Here is a 22,026-nt window from a genome sequence, read left to right on the forward strand (position 1 = left end):
TCTTCGCAGCGTCCCATCCCCCAAGTTCCATTAGATAGACACTGTGACTAACTCAAGCATATTAGGTTGCATTTTTTGACTATATATCAAAATACTCGACTTATTTGTTTAAAAATTAATCAGATATGTTTGAAATAGTCCAATTTAGTTCTGGTTCAAGCAAAAGTTGTAAGATAGGTCTCAAACTTTCTGCATTATTTCCACTGACATAACATTCAATTCGAACATCACCATCATGATTTTGTTCAAATAATAACTCATTTTTGATTAAAATACGGGCTGTTTGTCGTGCAACTGCCAGTCCAGAGTCAATTAATGTCAGTTTCTGACCAAAAATAGATTGTATCGCTATTTTCAAAAAAGGGTAATGGGTACAGCCTAAAACTAAGTAATCTGCACCCTGATCAACAACCGGTTGTAAAATATCTTTTAACGTGGCTAAACATGCCGCACTCATCTGCGCGCCGCTCTCAACAAAAGGCACTAAATCTAAGCAGGTCACTGGAATCACCGTGACTCCCGAAGGCTGTGCAAACTTATCAACCACGTCTTTAATTAGCTGCCCGCGAAAGGTCGCAGGGGTCGCTAGAACAGCCACAGTCTTGGATTTGCTTTGCAATACCGCAGGTTTTAGGGCAGGAACAAGGCCGATAATCGGAAAATTGTCGCCATAGTGCTCGCGTAAATAATCCAAACTAAAGGCTGAAGCGGTATTACAGGCCACAACTGCAACCTTACAGCCTTTACGGTAAAGCCACTCAATCGCTTGTGCAGTCAATTCTCGGATATTTTGATCATTGCGCGGCCCATAAGGCACATGTGCGGTATCGGCAAAATAAATAAATCGTTCATGCGGTAAATGCTTGGCAATTTCCTGAGCGATGGATAAGCCGCCTATCCCCGAATCAAATATCCCGATTGGCGCATTGGCTGTCGCTTTTGGCATGGGGTTGATCAGAGGAAATAAGGGCTGAATGGCACTCATGAGAACTCGTTGCGGTATAAAGTTAAAAGATCAATCAAGCTTAAACCTCAGGTGCCTAATTGCAATAGCAAATCACCACTTTGTAAGCACAGTTTGACCTGACCCTCCGCATCGTCGCTTAGCTCACCCATTTCCACCAAATGAAAAAAAGCCGCACGTTGAATCAGTGCATTGATGCCAAAGCGGACATGCACATAAGGGCGTAGCTCCCCTTGGAAGGCACGCATAAAAATGGGATGGTCTTCATCAACAATCACCACATCATGCGTGGTCGTGGTCAGCTGTAGGTAGATTTTTCCTGCAATTTCGACTTGATCGACCTGATTGACAAATAAAGGCTCATCTTCAACCTTGATTTCAATCTGCTCGACCGGAGTTTTGAGATAAAACTTATCTGCTTCTTTCCAAAGTACCGTTGCAAACAACTCAATCATGGCTGGACGTTTGATCAATTGACCTTCGTGCCACCATTCTCCATTGGCCAAAACCTTCAAATCCATTGCGCCACAATGCTTTGGGTGCCATTGATCTAAAGGGGGGATTGACCTTTTGTGACCGGACTGTCCATCTTTTATGTATTGTGCAATATCGGTTAAGTTTTTATTATCAGCAATAGCTACTTTTTTCGTCGGATTTGCTGAGTTGTGCTGCTTATCCATAAAATTCATGCCTGTCTGACGGAAAAATAATATGATTCAGCCAATTGGCTAGAACTCGGTTTAAACCTATACTAGCTCACAATATAAAAGACACGATGATAAATTTTGTGTCTGGGAACTAAGAACACTCATGGCAGCACCGTTCTTTGAGTCAAAACGGTTGCCACCTTTAACCATATGAGGAGTCCTACATGGAACACATCGAACGTGAATCGATGGAGTTTGACGTAGTCATCGTTGGCGCAGGCCCTGCTGGCCTTTCTGCTGCGATTAAAATTCGTCAACTTGCAATTGAAAACAACCTTAATGATCTGTCCGTTTGTGTCGTAGAAAAAGGCTCTGAAGTTGGTGCACATATCCTTTCAGGTGCTGTGCTCGAACCGCGTGCGATCAATGAGTTGTTCCCAAACTGGAAAGAAGAAGGCGCGCCTTTAAATGTTCCAGTAACTGAAGATAAAACGTATTTCTTAATGTCTGCTGAAAAGTCACAAGAAGCGCCACACTGGATGGTTCCTAAAACCATGCATAATGATGGCAACTATGTGATTTCACTCGGTAACGTGGTGCGTTGGTTAGGCCAAAAAGCTGAAGAATTAGAAGTTTCTATTTTCCCAGGTTTTGCTGCATCTGAAATTCTTTATCATGCCGATGGTACGGTTAAAGGCATCCAAACCGGTGATATGGGGATTGGTAAAGATGGTGAACCAACACATAACTTTACCCCAGGCTATGAACTACATGCCAAATACACGATTTTTGCGGAAGGCTGTCGTGGTCATTTAGGTAAGCGCCTGATTGCCAAGTTCGATCTAGATAAAGATGCAGACCCTCAACACTATGGTATCGGCATCAAAGAACTGTGGGAAATTGACCCTGCAAAACACAAACCAGGTTTGGTGATGCACGGTGCAGGTTGGCCTCTAGCTGAAACCGGTTCTTCTGGTGGTTGGTGGTTATATCACGCTGAAAACAACCAAGTTACTTTGGGTATGATCGTAGATTTATCTTACGAAAACCCACACATGTATCCATTTGCAGAAATGCAACGCTGGAAAACGCATCCACTGATTAAACAGTATCTTGAAGGCGGTAAGCGTATTTCTTATGGCGCGCGTGCTGTTGTCAAAGGCGGTTTCAACTCTCTGCCGAAGTTCACCTTCCCAGGTGGTTCTTTAATTGGTGATGATGCAGGCTTCCTAAACTTCGCTAAAATTAAAGGCTCACATACGGCCATGAAATCGGGCATGTTGTGTGGCGAAGCGGTATTCGAAGCGATTCAAGCTGGCGTTGAAAAAGGTGGTGACCTTGCCATTGCACGTGTGCTTGAAGGTGAAGACTTCTTTGCAAAAGAGTTAACCGCTTACACAGACAAGTTCAACAACAGCTGGTTAAAAGAAGAGTTATATCGTTCTCGTAACTTTGGCCCAGCAATGCACAAATTTGGCACGTTCGGTGGTGGTGCATTTAACTTCATCGATCAAAATGTATTTAAGGTCCCGTTTACACTGCATGACTTAGTGCCTGACTTCAGTACACTGAAAACTGTAGATGCAGCAACAGTGAAACCGAACTATCCAAAACCAGATGGTAAGTTGACCTTTGACCGTTTATCTTCAGTATTTGTATCGAATACGGTGCATGAAGAAAATCAGCCAGCACACTTGAAACTGACCGATGCTTCTATTCCTGTAAATGTAAACTTACCTAAATGGGACGAGCCAGCTCAGCGCTACTGCCCTGCTGGTGTTTATGAAATTATGGAAGAGAACGATGGTTCGAAGCGTTTCCAAATTAACGCGGCTAACTGTGTCCACTGTAAAACGTGTGATATTAAAGATCCATCTCAGAACATTACTTGGGTAACTCCTGAGGGTGGTGGTGGTCCGAATTACCCGAATATGTAATTCCTTGCGACACGGCAAAGCGGTTGCTTTGCTAACCGTGTCTCATACCCGAACATGTAATGTTAAAACGGGCTTGCGATGAAGTACATTTCCGAGCAAGTAATCGCTTTTAGATTAAAAAAATCCCTTCAGCACTGAAGGGATTTTTTTAATTAATAGGCATCTGACTTTTTGCTAAAAACCATCACCGTTGGCCCTATCGCAGTATGCCCAACCCCATGATCTTGATAAATTTCAATCCGATAATCGTCACACTGATAGACATATTTATTTTCAGCTTGTTTCCAGCCGTTTTGCACCACCTGAAAGCGTTTTAATACTCGACTTTTAAAAACATCTAAATCCGTTTCATACGTCGCAAGCGGCCCATCTAGAAAACTTAAACTGTATGAAATAATCATTTTAGAATGCGGATCGTAACGAATATGCTGAACCCAGCTCACACCTGCTTTTTTAATTTGTGTATCCACACCTTGTGCAAATTCAAACTGATAATTATCGCCCCCTAAAATAACCGTTTTTGCGGTGGGATGATGCTGTTGAAATTCACGAATATGCTGTCCAATTTTTAAACCTGCAACATTCATCGTGCCTACAGGAACTTCACAAGATTTTGCCCAAGAAATTGAACAAAATAATGCAAAAATATGAGCCCATAAGAACATATTTATTCTTTTCATTCTGATTTCCTTGGATGAACTTGATTTCTTTTTCTTTACTCAAGTACATTTTAAAAGGCTAAGACAAATGTCCTAACCCTTTTTAACTAAATAATGAAATTCTTTATTGCCATTTTCGTCTAAGCGCTCTTCTTGCAGCAAAAGTTCATGCCCAAGATGCATACAAAATTTAGGAATATCCCATGAAGTTGAATTGTCCGTTGCAAACACCTCCACTACATCTCCCGATTTAGACTTGCGAATGGCTTGATGCAACATCATCACAGGCTCTGGACAGCGTAAACCACGGGTGTTTAATTGGATGCTTGGGCTCACTTCCAAATCAGACATATATAAACTCAAAAATTTAAAAACTTGCCAATTTTAACACAACTGCCCATTTCGCATATCTGTTTGCATAGCTTGATGGCAGATGAACCTCGTATTTAAAAGTATTGATCTAATCATTCATGCAATCACTGCTTAATTACAATAGACAACTGTGTTTTCTACGGTATGATAAAATTAAGTTTTTTAGATATTAAGAGTCTTTAGGAAAGATCATGCACGAGGAATCAGGCCCGTCGTGGGGAATGCGTGGCTTACGCAAATGGTTAGGTACCGCGCCAGAAACTCGCGATGAACTGTTAAAGTTAGTTCAAGATTCACGTCGTTTTTTAGAACCCGACACTGTTGCGATGTTAGAAGGCGTATTAGACCTTCCAGCAACCAAAGTCCGCGAGGTCATGACACCGCGTACATCGATGATCAGCCTACAAGAAGATGATGAGTTACTCGACATTTTGCATACCTTGGTTGAGTCGGCACATTCACGTTTCCCTGTCTTTTCATCAGATCAACCAGACAATGTCGTTGGCATTTTATTGGCCAAAGACTTATTGCCTTTCTTGACTGAACCAAACAATAAAGTGGATATACGTGCGCTGATGCGCCAACCTTTATATGTACCTGAAAGCGCACGCTCAGACCAAGTGCTTCGCATGTTGAAAAACACCCAAACGCACATTGCGGTGGTGATTGATGAATATGGCACGACCTCAGGTTTAGTGACGTTAGAAGATATTTTGGAAGAGATCGTCGGTGAAATTGAAGATGAACACGACAAGATCGATGAAGAAGCGGAATATATTATTCCCGACAATGACCCTACGACCGCAAATACGTGGCTGGTTCAAGCACTTACACCAATCGAACACTTTAACAATCTTTTAGATGCAGACTTTTCTGATGATGAGGTTGAAACTGTGGGCGGTTTATTGCTTCAAGAAATTGGTTTAGTGAGTGATTTACAAGGTCAGGTGATTGATCTTGAAAATTGGGAATTTACCATTGTAGAAGCAGATGCACGTTCTATTCATCTGATTCGAGCCGTTCGTAAATGAGAGCTTACTTTGACAAACTGTTAACCCCCAATCCACAACAAAAACAGTTACCTTTAATTTATCCGCTTCTAATTGCCTTATTTTCAGGGGCTGTCTTTAGTTTTGCACTCGCCCCTTATCATTATTGGTGGTTGGCAATCTTATCCCCTGCACTGCTCTATGCGACTTTACGCAGGCGCAGTGCAAAGCAGGCCTTTGGTATTGGTTGGGCCTATGGTTTTGGCCTATGGTTCGTGGGGGCTTTTTGGCTCTACACTTCCATCCATGTCTATGGCGATACCAACAGTGCCTTAAGTGTCGGTATGATCGGCATTATGGCCTTGGTCATGGGCTTATTCACGGCTGTCCAAAGCTTTATTTACCGCCGTTTTTTCCCTGAAACGCCACTAACCTTCGCTCCGCTTTGGGTGCTTTTTGAATGGGCAAAAACCTGGGTCTTCACAGGCTTCCCATGGCTGTTTGCAGGCTATGCCTTTACCGAACGTTTACTGGATAGTTATGCACCATTATTTGGTATCTTCGGGGTATCGTTTGTAGTCTTGGTGTTGGCCTGCGCACTGGTCGAAGTTTTAAACCGCCGCGTCTTCTGGATCATCCCCTCTGCTTTATTGGTCCTTGGCGCATGGGGCGCATCAAAAATTGAATTCGTCTCCGCAAAAAATACCCCACCATTATCGGTTTCTTTAATTCAGGGCAATATCCCACAAGACTTAAAATGGCTCACTGAGTATCAACTAAAAACACTTGGAATCTATGCTGATTTAACCAAAACAGAATGGGGACGAGACCTCATTGTTTGGCCTGAATCCTCTATTCCGATGTTCCAGAGTGATATCGAACCCTTTTTAGCTGCAATGACGGCACAAGCCAAGAAAACCAACACAGGATGGGTCACCGGTATTCCATACTGGGATATTTCAGGCTCTGAAGCGGCAGGTCGACCACTGTACTACAACAGTATTATGGCCAATGGTGCTGAATCCGAAGGACTCTATAAAAAGCAACGTTTAGTGCCTTTTGGTGAATATATTCCACTATCCGGTTTACTGAAATGGGTGTTGCCTGCCATGCAGAATGATCCGTCGATGAGTGGTTTTTCACGTGGTGAACAACAGCAACAACCGCTTTCTATTCATCAGCAGCATTTAGGCGCGGCCATTTGCTATGAAGTAGCTTATCCAAACTTAACACGTCGTAATGCCAGCCAAAGTGATTTCTTGGTGACAGTTTCCAACGATGCATGGTTTACGGGAACTGCAGGCCCTTTACAACATTTACAGATGGTTCAAATGCGTGCCAAAGAAAATGGACGCTGGTTTATCCGTGCCACCAATACAGGCGTGACGGCGTTTATTGACCATCAAGGGCATATTGTCAAACGTGCCCCACAAGATGTGGCAACCGTGCTTCGCGGCGAACTGCCTGCTATGCAAGGTCAAACACTCTATACCCGTTTAAGTGACTGGCCAATTTTAGGTTTCTCAGTTTTTTTACTGATCTTGGGCTGGATCTATCGTCCACGTAAAGTCGATGTATCGTTTAAGTCTCGTCGATAGTTGCTATTGTTGGATCAGACTGTTCCAAAGAAAAACCCAAGCTGAGCTTGGGTTTTTCTTTTTCAATTATAGTAGCTTGGTACCTACTGGAACATCTGTATCAGGCACACAAAGTACCACGCCTGCGTCTGAATCATGAAAGCCAGTCACTAAGCACTCAGACTGGATGGGACCAATTTGTTTGTTTGGAAAGTTAACCACTGCCACCACCAATTTACCTAACAACAGTTCAGGTTGATAACGCTCAGTAATCTGTGCACTCGATTTCTTAATGCCAATTTCATGGCCAAAGTCGACATGTAAAATATAAGCAGGCTTACGTGCCTGCTCAAACACTTCGGCCTGAATAATTCGCCCGACTCGGAGCTCGACTTTTAAAAAATCTGCCCAATCAATCTGTTCCATATTTCACTCTATATTTATATTTTCTACAGTATAGGGAGCGAACACTAGGATCATATACGACGAAACAGACAAGCGATCCTATCTTTCCGCCATTCTTCATGACGCAATAAAAAACCGAGCGTATGTGCTCGGTTTTTATCACAACTATAAATGTCAGTATTAAATTTGACTGACCAAATAGGACACCATACCGGCTAAAAAAAGCATCGGGGTATAACGGTAGAACATGACCACTTTTTGTTCTAATGCTGTAATCTGTACTTGATCGAGTGTGAGTACGGTTGCTTTTAACGCAGACCAAAAGCTCAAAACCGCCCATGTGCTAAACAGACTGATTGCAAAGAAACCCACCATGATTTGGCTGCTGCCTTCAGTCGACTGCCACACACTTAAAACCCCTTGAGCAACAGGAAGCATACTCAAAATCAAAAGAATAGATTTGAGCATCGACCAATGGAATTGGCTAATTTCATCCAACAAGGTTAATGCTTTCATTCTATTCTCCTCAGGAAAATCAGTTGCCATTGAGAATATTATGCAAGGATTTAAATAAATAAAAAGCCTATTTTTATCCATAATTTACATTATTTGTAATCAATAAATATGGGAATAATTCTTATTATAAATCTCAGCTGATGTTTATTATATTTAATATATTAAAATCATAATCTTAGATATTAGTTTTAAATTAAGATGTATTATCATTACAGTCCACATTGACATAACCTATGCACTGTAATGATATATTCAATTAAACCCAATATATAATAATTCTCAATTAAGGTTGATACTGAATATCAGCATCGGCTTCTTCGCCACCTTGCTGTCCATCTGCGCCAAAAGAATATAAATCAAATGGTCGTCCATCAGTCCCAGGTGCAACATATTGAATGTCATTATCCCAACTGTCTTTCGGATATCCACCTTTCACATAACCGCCTGGTAACCAATTTTTTGCAGACTCAGGTTTATTGACCAAAGCATCAAGTCCACCCTCTTGCATCGAAGGGTATTTATCATTGTCCAATTTATATTGATCCAATGCCGCAGCAACACCTTTGAGGGTAATGACAGTGGTATCCACTTTGGCTTTTTCACCGCGTCCCATCACATTGGGTACAATTAAGGCTGCCAACACACCTAAAATAACAATCACCACCATGACTTCAATTAAGGTAAAGCCTGAAGCTTGGCGTCTATAGATTTTTGATTGCATGTGAATTTTCTCTTCCATCTTATATTTTTAAAATTAAATCATGTTGTTCATGTTGACGATTGGTAGCATCACGGCAATCACAATCACCAAGACAATGCTTGCCATCAGAACCAACATCAGTGGCTCAAGTAAAGCCAGCAAGGTCGATATGAGCGTTGTCACTTCTCGGTCTTGCATGGTCGATGCGCGCTCCAACATCCGATCCAATTCACCCGACGTTTCACCACTTTTAATCATTTGTACCATCATCGGTGGGAAATAACCACTGCGCTCCAGCTGGGTCGCAAGGTTTCCACCTTCAGTCACTTTTTCTGCGGCATGATTGACTGCATCGCGAATCACCCAGTTATTACTCACCGCCGCGCCAATTTTTAACGCATCCACCAAGGGCACACCGGACTGGGTCAAAATCGATAAGGTACTGGCAAAGCGTGCGGCATTTATACCACGTGAAAGTTTACCGAATAATGGCAGTTTGAGCGTTAAACGATCAAAGGCATAATGCCCTGCTGTGGTTCTTAAAAATCGCAGTAATAAGCCGATACCTAGTACACTGCCCACCAATAAAAATGGCCATGCTACTCGAATAAAATCACTGGCTTTCATCAAGGCAACGGTAATCCATGGCAAGGCATCTTTGCTTTGGTCAAAGGTTTTGACAATGTCAGGCACCACATAAGTCATGAGCCCCATCACGATGGCAAAAGACATCAGCATTAAAATAATCGGATAAATCATCGCGCCTTGGATTTTCTTTTGCATTGCAAAGCGATTTTCGGTGTAGTCTGCCAGCTGATCTAAAATTAAGTCTAAATGTCCTGAACGCTCGCCAGCGGCAATCGTAGCAATGTACAACTCTGGAAAACGTCCAGATTGCTGTAAGCCTTGCGCCAATGAGTGACCTTCTAATACTTTAGAACGCACTGACATCAATAGATTTTGTACATGTGTTTTTTCTGACTGCTTTCCAACCGCACGAATGGCTTCTTCCAACGGAATGGCCGCCGCCACAAGTACCGAAAGTTGACGTGTCAATAAAGCCAAATCATAGGCGGTAATTTGTTTTTGAAACCATGTTTTACTGCTGTGCTTATCTTTTTGTTCAACAGGATCAACCGAGACTGGGATCAGCGCTTTATCACGAAGTTGTTGCCGAATTTGACGCGCTGAATCCCCTTCGAGCACGCCTTTTTGCTGCTTTCCTGCGGCATCGAGTGCGGTAAATTGATATGCTGGCATGTTTACGCTTTCTAATTGTCCATTTAGTCATTTGGCGCTGTTGCATGTCGGCACCAAAATCATTCATATTCTAAGTTATAAATTATGTCATCACTCTAACACAACTCATTCATCGCACAACGACAATTTCATCAGGACATTTTGAGCTTTTTATGCCAGAAAATACACTTTCCACCACACCAAGCTACCGTATCCGCGTGGCTGTTCCCGTTTATCTATATGACTGTTTTGACTATAGTTTAACGACTGAACAATACCACCAAGCTGAAGTGGGTGCACGTGTGGCTGTCTCATTTGGTCGCCAAAATGTGGTCGGTGTCATTGTTGAGAAACTCACCGATGAGAAACCACTCGATTTAGGCTTTAAACTTAAAGCCATAACTGAGTTGCTCGATGACAACGCTATTCTAGATGCTAAAGTTTTAAGTTTATTGACATGGTCAGCGCAATATTACCAATTTCCCATTGGTGAAGTGATGCATGCTGCTTTGCCCAGTTTTTTACGCCAAGGCAAACCTTATAATTTACTGGCGCGGATGTGGAAGCTGATCGATAATCATGCCGAAGACAAATTGAAGCGTTCTGAAAAACAACAAGATGCCTATAAAATTTTAAAGCTGCATCCCACAGGAACGTCTGAAAACATTTTAAATTTGGCTGGCATTGAAACTGCGACCTTAAAAGCCTTAGAAAAAAAGCAAATCACCCAGTGCATACTTGAAGCCCAAGACTTTAAACCGCAAACCATGACACTGGCGCAAATGCCTCTCACGCCCAATGATGAACAAAAGCGTGCCATTCAAAACATTCTCAAAGCTCGTCATAGCTACCATGCTTTCTTACTGGATGGTTTAACCGGTAGTGGGAAAACAGAAGTCTATTTGCAAGTCATGCAAGAGGTTTTAAAACAAGGCAAACAAGTCTTGGTATTAGTGCCTGAAATTGGTCTCACCCCACAAACAGTGAGCCGTTTTCAGTCACGTTTTCACTGTCATATTGCGCTACTACATTCAGGTTTAAATGATTCTAAGCGCCTTCAAGCATGGCAAAGCGCACAAACGGGCAAAGCCTCGATTGTGATTGGCACACGTTCTGCCATCTATACCCCCCTTCCGCATTTGGGTTTGATTGTCTTAGATGAAGAGCATGACTTATCTTTCAAGCAACAAGAGGGCTTCCGTTACCATGCTCGTGATGTGGCTTTATACCGTGCACACTTAGAAAACTGTCCGATTATCCTCGGTTCTGCAACGCCAAGTATCGACAGTTATGCACTGGTTGAACAAGGTAAAATGACCCGTTTGGAGTTGGACCAACGTGCAGGTGTGGCCGTGATGCCGAAAATGCATGTGATCGATCTGAAAGTAGCACAAAAACAAAATGGCATCAGCCAACAGCTGATTCATGAAGTACAAAAGCGCTTAGACAAAAAAGAACAGGTGCTGATTTTCTTAAATCGTCGTGGCTATGCGCCTGTGTTGATTTGTGAAAGTTGTGGCTGGCAGGCCAAGTGCCCCCACTGCGATGCCAATTTTACCGTACATCGACAGCCCTACCAGCATTTGCACTGTCACCACTGCGGCACCATTCACCGCATGCCTGAACACTGCCCGCAATGTCAGCATAGCGAACTAAAACCAATTGGTTTAGGCACCGCAAAAGTTGAAGAAAACCTACAAGAACTGTTCCCCAACTTTGAAGTAATTCGGGTGGATCGTGACTCGACCAGTCGAGTCGGCAGCTGGCAAAAAATCTATAACAAAATTCAGAAAAGTGAACCCATCATTTTGCTCGGCACCCAAATGCTGGCCAAAGGACATCACTTTCCTTATGTGACTTTGGTGGCAATTTTAGACATCGACTCGGGCTTACTCAGTGTAGACTTTCGTGCCACAGAACGTACCGCACAACTCATCATCCAAGTCGCGGGACGTGCAGGGCGCGGCGAGAAAAAAGGCGAGGTCTATTTACAAACTTTACGTCCAGACCACCCTTTGCTGAATACCCTGTTGGAGTCGGGCTATCGCAGCTTTGCCAAGCAAACGTTGAAAGAGCGTAAAGCTGCATGGATGCCACCTTATCGCTATGCGGCTTTATTGCGCTGTGAATCCAAAGACCAAGAACTGAACCAAAGCTTTTTACAAGAGCATGTACAAGTACTGCGCCAAGCCTCAGAAAACAGTATTGATATTTGGGGGCCCATTCCTGCGCCGATGGAACGTAAAGCAGGCCGCTATCAAGCGCATATGGTATTACTGTCCAAAGATCGGGCGCGGATGCATTTTTACATTCGTCAGTGGTGGCAAAATGTCTGGCATAACAAACCGCATGGCATGAAATTGAGCCTTGATATTGATCCACAAGAGTTAAGTTAAGGCTCGACGTGAATAAGGTTTAGACCTGAGTCGCGTTCTCCCTTAAACTTCCAACATAAAGAAAAAAATTTAGGACAGGGCAATGTCTCTACTGCTTCAAATCACCCTCTTTTTGGCTGCGGCACTGATGATCGTTCCGTTGGCCAAACGGCTGGGGATTGCCACGGTACTCGGCTATTTATTTACAGGCATCTTACTCGGTCCCAGTGTATTAAATGTCGTCCATGACCCTGAAGACATTCATAAACTCGCTGAGTACGGCGTGATTTTCTTGATGTTCATTATTGGACTAGAACTTCGCCCACAACGTTTATGGGAAATGCGTAAATCCATTTTTGTGATGGGCAGTTTACAAGTAACGCTCTGCGGCGTGCTACTGGCGTGCATCGTCTTTTTTGCCCTGCAACAGCAGATTGCGGCCAGTGTTGTGATTGGTTTTGCCCTTGCCCTCTCCTCCACCGCATTTGTGTTGCAACTGCTCAGCGAAAAACAGCAGCTCAATACCACTTTTGGTCAGCAGTCCTTTTCCATTTTACTCTTTCAAGATATTGCCGCGATTCCGCTGATTGCGATTATCCCCCTGCTTGCGGGAACAAACTCAACCCATCATGGCGTGGCCTACTTTGCAGCGATTGTTGCTACCTTTACAGGCTTGTTTTTATTTAGCCGTTATCTCATGCGCCCTTTTTTCCGCTTTGTGGCCAAAAGTGGCGCACATGAACTGATTACCGCAGTCGGTTTGTTTATTGTCTTAGGCGTGGTCGCGCTTATGGATGTCTTAGGTATCAGTACCACCTTGGGCGCATTTTTAACTGGGGTGTTACTTGCTGACTCTGAATTCCGTCATGAGCTGGAAGCCAGTATTGCACCATTTAAAGGTCTACTTCTCGGTCTATTTTTCATGACCGTCGGGATGAGCACGCAAGTTTCGCTCCTGTGGGAAAGCCCAAGTCTGATTATTGGCGGTGCATTATTGCTGATGTTGGTCAAACTGCTGGCGTTAACGGCCATCGCTCGCTACTTCGAGTTTTCATGGCGCAATAGTTTGATGCTGGCCACTTGTTTGGCACAAGGCGGTGAGTTTGCTTTTGTGGTGCTCAATGTTGCCATGAGTGAACACGTGATTACGCAAGCCATTTTAGAGCCGATCAATTTGATCGTGACATTGTCGATGATTCTAACGCCTATTCTGTACTGGCTGATGAGTTCGTGGATGGTGCCTCTATTCGAGAAAGAAACTACACCTGTCTATGATGAGATTCCTGAACAGCATAACCCGATGATCATTGCTGGCTTTGGCCGTGTCGGACAAATTGTGGCACGACTAGTTCACTTACAGCACCAAACCTTCACGGCGATTGACAGCAATATCGACAAGGTCGATTTCGTTCGCAACTATGGCGGCAAACTCTACTATGGTGATGCCACTCAACCCGATATCCTGCGTGCAGCCGGTATCGAACATGCCAAAGTGTTTGTACTAGCCATCGATGATATTGAAGACTCCATGAATGTGGCACGCCATATCCGACTCAATTATCCAGATTTAAACTTGCTGGTCCGTGCCCGTGACCGACATCATGTGCATTTGCTGCGTGACTTGGGGGTGGAGCATATTTGGCGTGAAACCTATTTATCGTCTTTAGGGATGGCTTATTTTGCCCTGCGTAATTTAGGCATAGCAGAACAAGATGCTTATAAGAGCATTGAGTTATTTCGCGATTATGATGAAAAACTGCTCGCACAGCAGCAAAGTATTTATAACGATGAACAGAAGGTCTACGAAACACATCGTAATGCTTTGGCCGAATTAGAACACTTATTTGAAAGTGATACGCAGCTCCGTCAGAGTCCTGTCGGCGTTGACCTACAACGCGAGTTACAACATGACCGAATAGATGTCACACGGGATGAAGTAAAATGACTTGTGTTTTACAATATCGTCACCATTAAGACAGGATATTGGAGAAATTTATGTCTGATTTGCGTCAACGCTTTTATATTGAAGATAGTCCTGTTCGTGGTGAAGTGGTTCATCTAGAAGAAACCCTACAAACCATCTTGGCGCAGCGTGATTATGCACCTGCAGTACAAGTGCTGTTAGGTGAAATGCTCAGTGCCACGGCATTACTTGCCAGTACTTTAAAAATTAAAGGCCGTATTAGTTTACAAATTCAGGCTTCAGGTAGTTTCAAATGGGCCATGGCTGAATGTAATCACCTTGGTGAAGTGCGTGCCTTGGCGGATTATGAAGCGGATCCACGCTTTAATGCTGCCGACAGCAGCAGTACGGTATTGAGCACCCTCATTAGCCCTGTACTCTTTATTAATATTGAGCCCGAATTTGGTGAGCGTTATCAAGGGATTGTGGCTTTAGACAAGCCAAATCTTGCGGGTTGTTTAATGCAGTACTATGACCTGTCTGCCCAAATTCCAACGCGTATTGTTTTGGCCAGTTCATCCCAGCGTGCTGGCGGTTTACTCATTCAGCTGTTACCACGTAACAGTGAAGAAGAACAAGAACGTGTCGACCAAGACTTATGGCCACGTCTGACCATGTTGACTGAAACGCTCAAAATCGAAGAGTTAACCGATTTAGAGTCCAGTGAAATTCTTTACCGTTTATACAACGAAGAAGAAGTACGCTTACCTGAAGTTGAAGTACTGAAATTTGGCTGTACCTGTTCGAAAGAACGTTGTGCTCAAGCGCTTGAACAAATTGGCGCTGAAGCCGTTCGTGAAACGCTAGAACATCAGAACCCAATTACCATGGACTGCCAGTTCTGTAACACGCAATACAGCTTTAGTGCAGAAGAAGCCTTGGGTTTATTTGGTGAACACTTAAGCTAAGCACATCATGTGCAATAAAAAAAGAGCAGCTGAACTGCTCTTTTTTTATGCCTTTATTCTCATAAAAGCAAGATAATTCAAATGATTCATCACTTTTATTCATAGATATTTCACTGGTCACACCGCATAAATTTCGTTATAAATAAACCCATAATTTTTATATGTCTTTATTTTTCTCTTCCATTTGGGGTTTTATCATCATGAAATTTTCTTGCAGTCTTTTCGTACTCAGCAGTTTATGCGCCTTCTCCAGTTTTGCAGCCACCGATCCCTTGGTCGGCAAATGGAAAACTATCGATGATAAAACAGGATACTCTCTCAGTGACGTCATGATTGAAAAAGACAAAAACAATAGCTATAAAGCAGTCATCGTAAGTACGCGTGAAATTCCAGGTGCGGTAAAAATAGAAAACTGTAGCAAGTGTGATGGGGTCAATAAAAATCAGCCCATCGTCGGCATGACAACGCTCAGCCATTTGCAGTTAGACAATGCCAAAGATTCGACCTATAGCCATGGACAGTTCCTCGACCCTTTCACAGGGCTACGTTATGATGCGTATGCACGACTCAGCAACAATGGTAAGCACTTACGAATTCGAGGAACGTCGACCGAAAATGGCGGTGGGCGCAACATCACATGGGTCAAATATTAAGTATTCCTCATCCATCAAAGCCCCTTTCATCGGGGCTTTTTTCTTGTTATGTTTTGAAACAATAAGGAACATATCTTTACTGTTGAAATCTGCTGAAAGGCTGAATAATGATTAAAACTTAATCAATTTATTTAATCTTATTTATGCCGAAGAACCATTATGAAATACTCGGTTTAACGCGAGATGCGACCGCCGAACAAATTAAAAAAGCCTATCGAAAATTGGCACGTAAGTATCATCCCGATGTCAGTAAGGAGCCTGATGCTGAGGCACGGATGCAAGAATTAAATGTCGCCTACGACACCTTAAGTAATGAAACAAAAAAAGCTGAATATGACTTTGAACTCGATCATCCACAAGGCTCACAGCAATTCAACCCCAATGCAGGCTTTGGCGGTTTTGAAGATGCATTTCGGAACGCCCAAGGCGGGCAACAGGCACATGATTTTTCAGGGTTTGAAGACTTATTTGGCCGTTTTGGTTCAGGTTTTGGAGGATCAAACTATCAATATCAACGCCAAAATAGCACTCGCCATAAAGGCGAAGACCAACATGCGCGTTTAGAGGTCGATCTTGAGGTTGGGTTCCACGGTACCACCCAAACTATTACCTTACAAATTCCTACTTTAAATGCCTATGGTGAAGCGGAAATTCAGCGCAAAACGCTGGAAGTTAAAATTCCCAAAGGCATGAAAGAAGGGCAACAAATTCGCTTAAGTGGTCAAGGACAGTCAGGTATTCAGGGTGGTGAAAATGGCGACCTGTATATCGAAATTTATTACAAAGATACGGAGACCACACGCATTGAAGGAGTTGATGTCTATCACCAACTGAATATCAGTCCTTGGGAAGCTGCTTTGGGGCAAAGCATCACCGCCGCGCTACCCAATGGTCGGACATTACAAATTCAAATTCCGAAAAATGCCAAAACGGGGCAGCAACTCCGTTTAAAAGATCAGGGGATTCCAGCCAAAACGGCAGGACATTTATATTTAATTTTAAACATTGTTCAACCTCCTGCGCAGAGTGAGCAAGAACAGCAAGCCTACCAAGCCTTTGCTGAAGCCTTCCCTCACTTTAAGCCGCGTCAGTCTTAAGGAGAAAATTATGACGACTATTCAATATCGTGAAATTATTTTAGACGGATGTCGACACGCTGAAATTGTTGATGAACAACATAGCTTTGACTTAAAGCATTTTGCTGAAGCCTGCGGACAAAGTCCTGAATGGGTTTTACAGCTGTTGGAATATGACATTCTGCCTAACCGACCCGATAACCGCATTCACCAATTTTTTGGTGATGATGTCTCACGTGCACGACGAGCCTATCGCTTACAACGTGACTTTGATGCCAGCTTTACTGCAGTCGCAATGATGCTGGATTTGATTGAGGAAGTTCAAAAACTTCGTCGTGAAGTAAAACATTTACATCTCACTGACCCAGTTCAAACGACTCAACACTAGTTCTATAAAGAAAGATTGGCGCGTGCCTTTCTTTCTTTTTTTTATTTTTGAATAAGAGGATTAGACGGCAACCATGAAACTCAAAGTTTGTAATAAAAAGACTAAGCTCATGTTTCCTGAATACCGAGACATGATTCAACAGCTTAGAGAAGACAATCCGCATTTTTCTAAAATGTTTGACGACCATGAAGCTCTCGATCAGGAAATTTGTTTACTCGAACAAGACCCTGTCAGGATTCATCGTGGAGAGATTGAGCCCCTCAAACGCAAAAAGCTGTTCATTAAAGATCAGCTTTACCGGATTTTAAAAGGAGCCCAGTTAAAAACCTCTTAAATTAAATCTCCCTGCGACGCCCACATATCCGAATAATAAATTGAACAAGGATAGCGTCAGCATATAAAGAAACACCTTAAAGCCCATTTGCTTTAATGGTCTATGCGGAAAATCACCGAATTATTTTAATTTGGTGATTTTCTCTAAATCTTTGATGGTGCCCTTCACGGTTTGCTTGATCGGCTCATAATCGATAAACCAAAACAAATTCATATGTTGGTCCGCATGCTGTTGTGCCAACATATCAATGACACTTTTTTCGCCACGCCCGACCAAATGACGTCTATAAAAATAATACAGCAGAATCAATGTCGTCATTAACATGATGCCCAACATGATCCAAAACCCTGTGGGAGACTTCAGCCCCGGAATAAACTCAAAGTTCATACCATACACCCCTGTCAGTAAGGTCAGTGGTGCAAAAATCGCGGTAATAATGGCTAAAATCCGCATGTTTTCATTGGTTTGATTGGCTATGGCAGAAAAATGTAGATCGATAGCTGCTTGCACTGCATTTCTCAAGCGAATGGTATGCTTTTGAATACGTTCAATATGACTGGTTAAATCATCGACACGTACCAGCATGATGTCTTGTTTTTCGCTACGCTTTTTCCCTTTCAAGTGCGAATAATTATCGACAATTTCATCGCGTAATTCCTGCAAAGTCTCGATTTGTTCTTCGCACAAATTTTCCACTTGTTGGAAAGCCATATTCTCTTGCAACAGTTGATGCCACTTGGTAAAACGACGATGGCCTTGTAAAAGCTCTTGCTGCCAAAACTCCACTCGACGTGTCAGCGGCACACGTAAATCAAGATAACCATCTACCATATTATTGAGCAGCCTCAAGGTCAAATCTAAAGGCGTTGCGGGTAATTTTCGTGGTTTATTATGTTCTTCAATCGGACGGCTCAACACCGTTTCCATACGCTGAATATAGCTTTCAACTTCTTTATTGCCCTGCTCTCTAACCGTAATCAAGACTTGCGGCGTGAGCATAAAGCTAATCGGGGTCGTCGCCAGACCGAAAACCCGTTCATGTTTTTCAGCCGCTTGAGTATCAAGCTTGATTTGATCATCAGGTGTGATCAGCTTACGAAAGATCAGCAAGTCATAATCTTCCAAAGTGTCAAAGGCACAAGGATGTTCTAAATTTAGAATGTCACGCAGATGATATTCATTCACCCACAGTCCCGTTGCCGCATAAATGTCCTGCTGCCAATGTTCTGCCCGATTAACCACATCGTCACGGCTACACTCCACCCAAATAAACTCGGCTTCCTGCTCTGCAATTGGCTGTTTCTGCACATAGGTATGCTGTGCGGTGGGATGTTGATAGAAATAATAGCTTTGCATATCTCATTTATTATTGTCTGTCTTAGCCAGCATGATGCCATAAAAAAAGCCCTGAGCAAGCCAAAGTTTAAATTGGCCAAGCTCAAGGCTTTTCTAAGACAACTCAATTCACATGGTAAATACCATGTGAATTGACAAGAGATTAAACTTGTTCGATGTCTTTCATCGTCAATTTGATACGACCACGGTTGTCTACATCCGCAACTTGTACCTTAATTTCTTGACCTTCTTTCAACACATCTGCCACGTTTGCAATACGCTCGTTCGAGATTTGTGAAATGTGAAGTAAGCCATCAGTACCTGGAAGGATGTTTACAAACGCACCGAATTCAACGATACGAATGACTTTACCGACGTAAATTGTACCTGGTTCAATTTCAGCAGTAAGTGCTTGGATTTTTGCAACCGCAGCAGCAGCAGCAGCTTTCGTTTCACCAAACACACGAACAGTACCGTTGTCTTCAATATCAATAGCCGCTTTGGTTTCTTCAGTAATAGCACGAATCGTCGCACCACCTTTACCAATCACGTCACGGATCTTGTCTGGGTTGATGTTGATCACTTGGAATGTAGGCGCATGCATTGAAATTTCAGGACGAGCGCGTGAAATCACTTGGTTCATTTCATTCAAGATATGCATACGGCCTGCATACGCTTGGTTCAATGCCGCTTCCATAATCTCTTCAGTGATACCTTCAATCTTGATATCCATTTGAAGTGCAGTAATACCGTTCGCAGAACCAGCTACTTTAAAGTCCATGTCACCTAAGTGATCTTCGTCACCCAAGATGTCAGAAAGAACAGCGAAACGCTCACCTTCTTTAACTAGACCCATTGCAATACCTGCAACTGGTGCTTTAAGTGGAACACCTGCATCCATAAGTGATAATGAAGCACCACATACAGAAGCCATTGAAGATGAACCGTTTGATTCAGTAATATCTGATACGATACGAATTACATACGGGAAGCGATCAGCCGCAGGAAGAACTGCTTGAACACCACGACGTGCCAAACGACCATGACCGATTTCACGACGCTTAGGACCAGATTCACGACCCGTTTCACCGACAGAGTATGCAGGGAAGTTGTAGTGCAACATGAAGTTGTCAGTTTTAGTACCAGCTAGGGTATCAACCATCAACGCATCACGGGTATTACCTAAAGTGGTAGTTACCAATGCTTGAGTTTCACCACGTGTGAACAATGCAGAACCGTGTGCACGGCCTAATACGCCCACTTGAACATCAATGGCACGAACAGTTTTCGTGTCACGACCATCAATACGTGGTTTACCAGACAAGATGTTGTCACGTACCGTACGGTATTTCAAATCTTCGAATAATTCGTCAACTTCAGCAGCAATACCAGTTTCATCTTCTTCAGGAACAAACTGAGCAACAGCTTCAGCGTGAAGCGCATCTAATGCTGCATAACGGTCTTGCTTAACAGCAATTGTGTATGCTTCAGAGATTTTCGCTTCAAATGCTTCTTTCAATTTACCAAGAAGTTCTTCATTTTTAACTGGCGCAACCCAAGTTGATTCAACCGCACCCGCAGCAGCAGCAAATTCTTTAATCGCTTGAATTGCGATTTGCATTTCGTCATGACCGAAAAGTACAGCGCCTAACATTTGGTCTTCAGAAAGCTCTTTCGCTTCAGATTCAACCATCAATACAGCAGCTTCAGTACCTGCAACCACAAGGTCAAGATCAGATTCTTTAAGCTGTTCTAAAGTTGGGTTAAGGATGTATTCACCGTTGATTAAACCAACACGTGCGCCTGCGATTGGGCCTGCAAATGGAACACCAGCAATTGACATTGCAGCAGAAGCACCCAACATTGCAGCGATATCGCCTTCCATGGTTTTGTCAGAAGAAATAACAGTCGCTGTTACTTGGATTTCGTTGTAGAAACCTTCTGGGAACAATGGGCGGATTGGACGGTCAATAAGACGTGAAATTAAAGTTTCAGCTTCAGACTGACGACCTTCACGCTTACCGTAACCACCTGGGATACGACCTGCAGCATATTGTTTTTCTTGGTAGTTAACAGTCAACGGGAAGAAGTCTTGGCCTGCTTTTGCTTTTGGTTGAGCAACGATTGCAACAAGAACCTGTACACCACCCATCGTGATCACAACAGTGTTTGCTTGACGAGCAACACGACCAGTTTCTAAAACAACCGTGTGTTGACCATATTGGAATTCTTTACGAATAATATTAAACATAGACATGTATTTTTCTTTCCTGATTTTTATTCTAGTGGAGACCCCTAAGGTTTGGCATTCACATCGCCATTTCAGGCAACTGTATAAATGACAAAGCTTAGAAGCCGACCTCACCAGAGACTAAAAATATGATTTTAAGACACAAAGAAGGAGCGAAACATTCGCCCCTTCCCCATTACCTCACAGAAGCAAGGTAGACTTTCTTTTTCAGTAATAAAGCATTCAAAATGCGATAGTCCGAAAATAAAAGTTTAATCGAATTAACGACGTAAACCTAAAGCAGCAATCAAGTCGCTGTAACGAGTAGCGTCTTTACCTTTAAGGTAATCAAGAAGCTTACGACGTTGGTTAACCATACGGATAAGACCGCGACGGCTATGGTGGTCGTGTTTGTGCTCTTTGAAGTGACCTTGTAAATCATTGATTTGAGCAGTTAAAAGAGCTACTTGAACTTCTGGTGAACCAGTGTCGTTTTCAGCGCGAGCAAATTTAGCAATGATCTCTGCGCGATCTGCGTTTGTTAAAGCCATTCGATTTCTCCGAGATGCTTATAAGTTACATTTGATACAAATCAAATTGATTCTTCAAAACCAAGTTGACTGCCGTGCATCACTACAGCAAGGCATTATTTTAAGGGATCTAGCGCTATATTGCAAAAATGTTTTATGTTCGCAGTCAATTCGGCAACTGACGGCTTTGCACAAATCATGCACAATAATGACAATTCTGATTTTCAGT

The 22,026-nt window shown here is 42.9% G+C and carries 21 protein-coding genes; 10 read left to right on the forward strand and 11 right to left on the reverse strand.

The window, feature by feature from the left end:
* Positions 1-115: 115 nt before the first annotated feature.
* Together murI and AC0KVP_RS14630 are read right to left on the reverse strand one after the other, a co-directional pair.
* A complete protein-coding gene (gene murI, locus AC0KVP_RS14625) occupies positions 116-985 on the reverse strand; it encodes a glutamate racemase (RefSeq protein ID WP_058868829.1) in 870 nt (289 codons plus the stop codon).
* A gap of 47 nt (positions 986-1,032) precedes the next feature.
* A complete protein-coding gene (locus AC0KVP_RS14630; RefSeq protein ID WP_159152971.1) occupies positions 1,033-1,644 on the reverse strand; it encodes a DUF1285 domain-containing protein in 612 nt (203 codons plus the stop codon).
* A 191-nt stretch (positions 1,645-1,835) separates the two neighbouring features.
* Here AC0KVP_RS14630 and AC0KVP_RS14635 point away from each other — a divergent pair, with 191 nt between their 5' ends.
* Entirely contained in the window at positions 1,836-3,548 is a 1,713-nt protein-coding gene (locus AC0KVP_RS14635) for an electron transfer flavoprotein-ubiquinone oxidoreductase (protein ID WP_004692627.1), read from the forward strand.
* 152 nt (positions 3,549-3,700) lie between these two features.
* Here AC0KVP_RS14635 and AC0KVP_RS14640 read toward each other — a convergent pair whose 3' ends face one another.
* Positions 3,701-4,228 carry a hypothetical protein gene (locus AC0KVP_RS14640; protein WP_473337578.1) on the reverse strand — a complete coding sequence of 176 codons (528 nt, stop codon included), beginning with the start codon at positions 4,226-4,228 and terminating at the stop codon, positions 3,701-3,703.
* Between the two features lie 72 nt (positions 4,229-4,300).
* A complete protein-coding gene (tusA, locus tag AC0KVP_RS14645; protein WP_004692640.1) occupies positions 4,301-4,558 on the reverse strand; it encodes a sulfurtransferase TusA in 258 nt (85 codons plus the stop codon).
* 212 nt (positions 4,559-4,770) lie between these two features.
* Here tusA and AC0KVP_RS14650 point away from each other — a divergent pair, with 212 nt between their 5' ends.
* Positions 4,771-5,610, forward strand: coding sequence for an HlyC/CorC family transporter (locus AC0KVP_RS14650; protein WP_004978829.1), 840 nt, complete (start codon positions 4,771-4,773; stop codon positions 5,608-5,610).
* A complete protein-coding gene (lnt, locus tag AC0KVP_RS14655) occupies positions 5,607-7,166 on the forward strand; it encodes an apolipoprotein N-acyltransferase (RefSeq protein ID WP_473337582.1) in 1,560 nt (519 codons plus the stop codon). The genes AC0KVP_RS14650 and lnt overlap by 4 nt, the downstream gene beginning before the upstream one ends.
* 66 nt (positions 7,167-7,232) lie before the next feature.
* Here lnt and AC0KVP_RS14660 read toward each other — a convergent pair whose 3' ends face one another.
* The 4 genes from AC0KVP_RS14660 to gspF all read right to left on the reverse strand — a co-directional run bounded on the left by AC0KVP_RS14660 (position 7,233) and on the right by gspF (position 10,026).
* Positions 7,233-7,571 (reverse strand): tRNA-binding protein, encoded by a 339-nt coding sequence (locus AC0KVP_RS14660; protein ID WP_004978826.1) that lies wholly within the window; start codon positions 7,569-7,571, stop codon positions 7,233-7,235.
* Between the two features lie 159 nt (positions 7,572-7,730).
* A complete protein-coding gene (locus tag AC0KVP_RS14665; RefSeq protein ID WP_473337585.1) occupies positions 7,731-8,066 on the reverse strand; it encodes a hypothetical protein in 336 nt (111 codons plus the stop codon).
* Between the two features lie 283 nt (positions 8,067-8,349).
* Positions 8,350-8,787 (reverse strand): type II secretion system major pseudopilin GspG, encoded by a 438-nt coding sequence (gene gspG, locus AC0KVP_RS14670; protein ID WP_062035123.1) that lies wholly within the window; start codon positions 8,785-8,787, stop codon positions 8,350-8,352.
* Between the two features lie 33 nt (positions 8,788-8,820).
* A complete protein-coding gene (gspF, locus tag AC0KVP_RS14675; RefSeq protein ID WP_058868820.1) occupies positions 8,821-10,026 on the reverse strand; it encodes a type II secretion system inner membrane protein GspF in 1,206 nt (401 codons plus the stop codon).
* Positions 10,027-10,178: 152 nt separating this feature from the next.
* On the opposite strand from gspF, the gene AC0KVP_RS14680 reads away from it, so the two are divergent.
* The 7 genes from AC0KVP_RS14680 to AC0KVP_RS14710 all read left to right on the forward strand — a co-directional run bounded on the left by AC0KVP_RS14680 (position 10,179) and on the right by AC0KVP_RS14710 (position 17,702).
* On the forward strand, positions 10,179-12,401 hold the full coding sequence (locus tag AC0KVP_RS14680; RefSeq protein WP_473337588.1) for a primosomal protein N': 2,223 nt from the start codon (positions 10,179-10,181) through the stop codon (positions 12,399-12,401).
* Positions 12,402-12,483: 82 nt separating this feature from the next.
* Positions 12,484-14,325 (forward strand): monovalent cation:proton antiporter-2 (CPA2) family protein, encoded by a 1,842-nt coding sequence (locus tag AC0KVP_RS14685; protein ID WP_348924151.1) that lies wholly within the window; start codon positions 12,484-12,486, stop codon positions 14,323-14,325.
* 50 nt (positions 14,326-14,375) lie between these two features.
* On the forward strand, positions 14,376-15,251 hold the full coding sequence (gene hslO, locus AC0KVP_RS14690; RefSeq protein ID WP_004692657.1) for an Hsp33 family molecular chaperone HslO: 876 nt from the start codon (positions 14,376-14,378) through the stop codon (positions 15,249-15,251).
* 200 nt (positions 15,252-15,451) lie between these two features.
* Positions 15,452-15,904, forward strand: coding sequence for a DUF2147 domain-containing protein (locus AC0KVP_RS14695; protein ID WP_126038458.1), 453 nt, complete (start codon positions 15,452-15,454; stop codon positions 15,902-15,904).
* A gap of 143 nt (positions 15,905-16,047) precedes the next feature.
* The gene (locus AC0KVP_RS14700) at positions 16,048-17,001 is read left to right on the forward strand and encodes a DnaJ C-terminal domain-containing protein (protein WP_010325791.1); all 954 of its coding nucleotides are present in this window, start codon (positions 16,048-16,050) and stop codon (positions 16,999-17,001) included.
* A gap of 10 nt (positions 17,002-17,011) precedes the next feature.
* Complete coding sequence (locus AC0KVP_RS14705; RefSeq protein ID WP_004978810.1) at positions 17,012-17,368, forward strand: chaperone modulator CbpM; 357 nt, start codon at positions 17,012-17,014, stop codon at positions 17,366-17,368.
* Positions 17,369-17,441: 73 nt separating this feature from the next.
* Positions 17,442-17,702: an HP1242/YdcH family protein gene (locus AC0KVP_RS14710; protein WP_004692664.1), complete on the forward strand. Its 261-nt coding sequence runs from the start codon at positions 17,442-17,444 to the stop codon at positions 17,700-17,702.
* Positions 17,703-17,822: 120 nt separating this feature from the next.
* Here the strand turns inward: AC0KVP_RS14710 and AC0KVP_RS14715 are convergent, their stop codons facing one another.
* The 3 genes from AC0KVP_RS14715 to rpsO all read right to left on the reverse strand — a co-directional run bounded on the left by AC0KVP_RS14715 (position 17,823) and on the right by rpsO (position 21,818).
* The gene (locus AC0KVP_RS14715) at positions 17,823-19,058 is read right to left on the reverse strand and encodes a magnesium transporter CorA family protein (RefSeq protein ID WP_473337594.1); all 1,236 of its coding nucleotides are present in this window, start codon (positions 19,056-19,058) and stop codon (positions 17,823-17,825) included.
* Positions 19,059-19,200: 142 nt separating this feature from the next.
* Positions 19,201-21,288 (reverse strand): polyribonucleotide nucleotidyltransferase, encoded by a 2,088-nt coding sequence (gene pnp, locus AC0KVP_RS14720; RefSeq protein ID WP_171057586.1) that lies wholly within the window; start codon positions 21,286-21,288, stop codon positions 19,201-19,203.
* A 260-nt stretch (positions 21,289-21,548) separates the two neighbouring features.
* Positions 21,549-21,818 carry a 30S ribosomal protein S15 gene (gene rpsO, locus AC0KVP_RS14725; RefSeq protein WP_004692669.1) on the reverse strand — a complete coding sequence of 90 codons (270 nt, stop codon included), beginning with the start codon at positions 21,816-21,818 and terminating at the stop codon, positions 21,549-21,551.
* Between the last annotated feature and the right edge of the window lie 208 nt (positions 21,819-22,026).

The sequence above is a fragment of the Acinetobacter sp. DL27 genome (assembly GCF_055810995.1).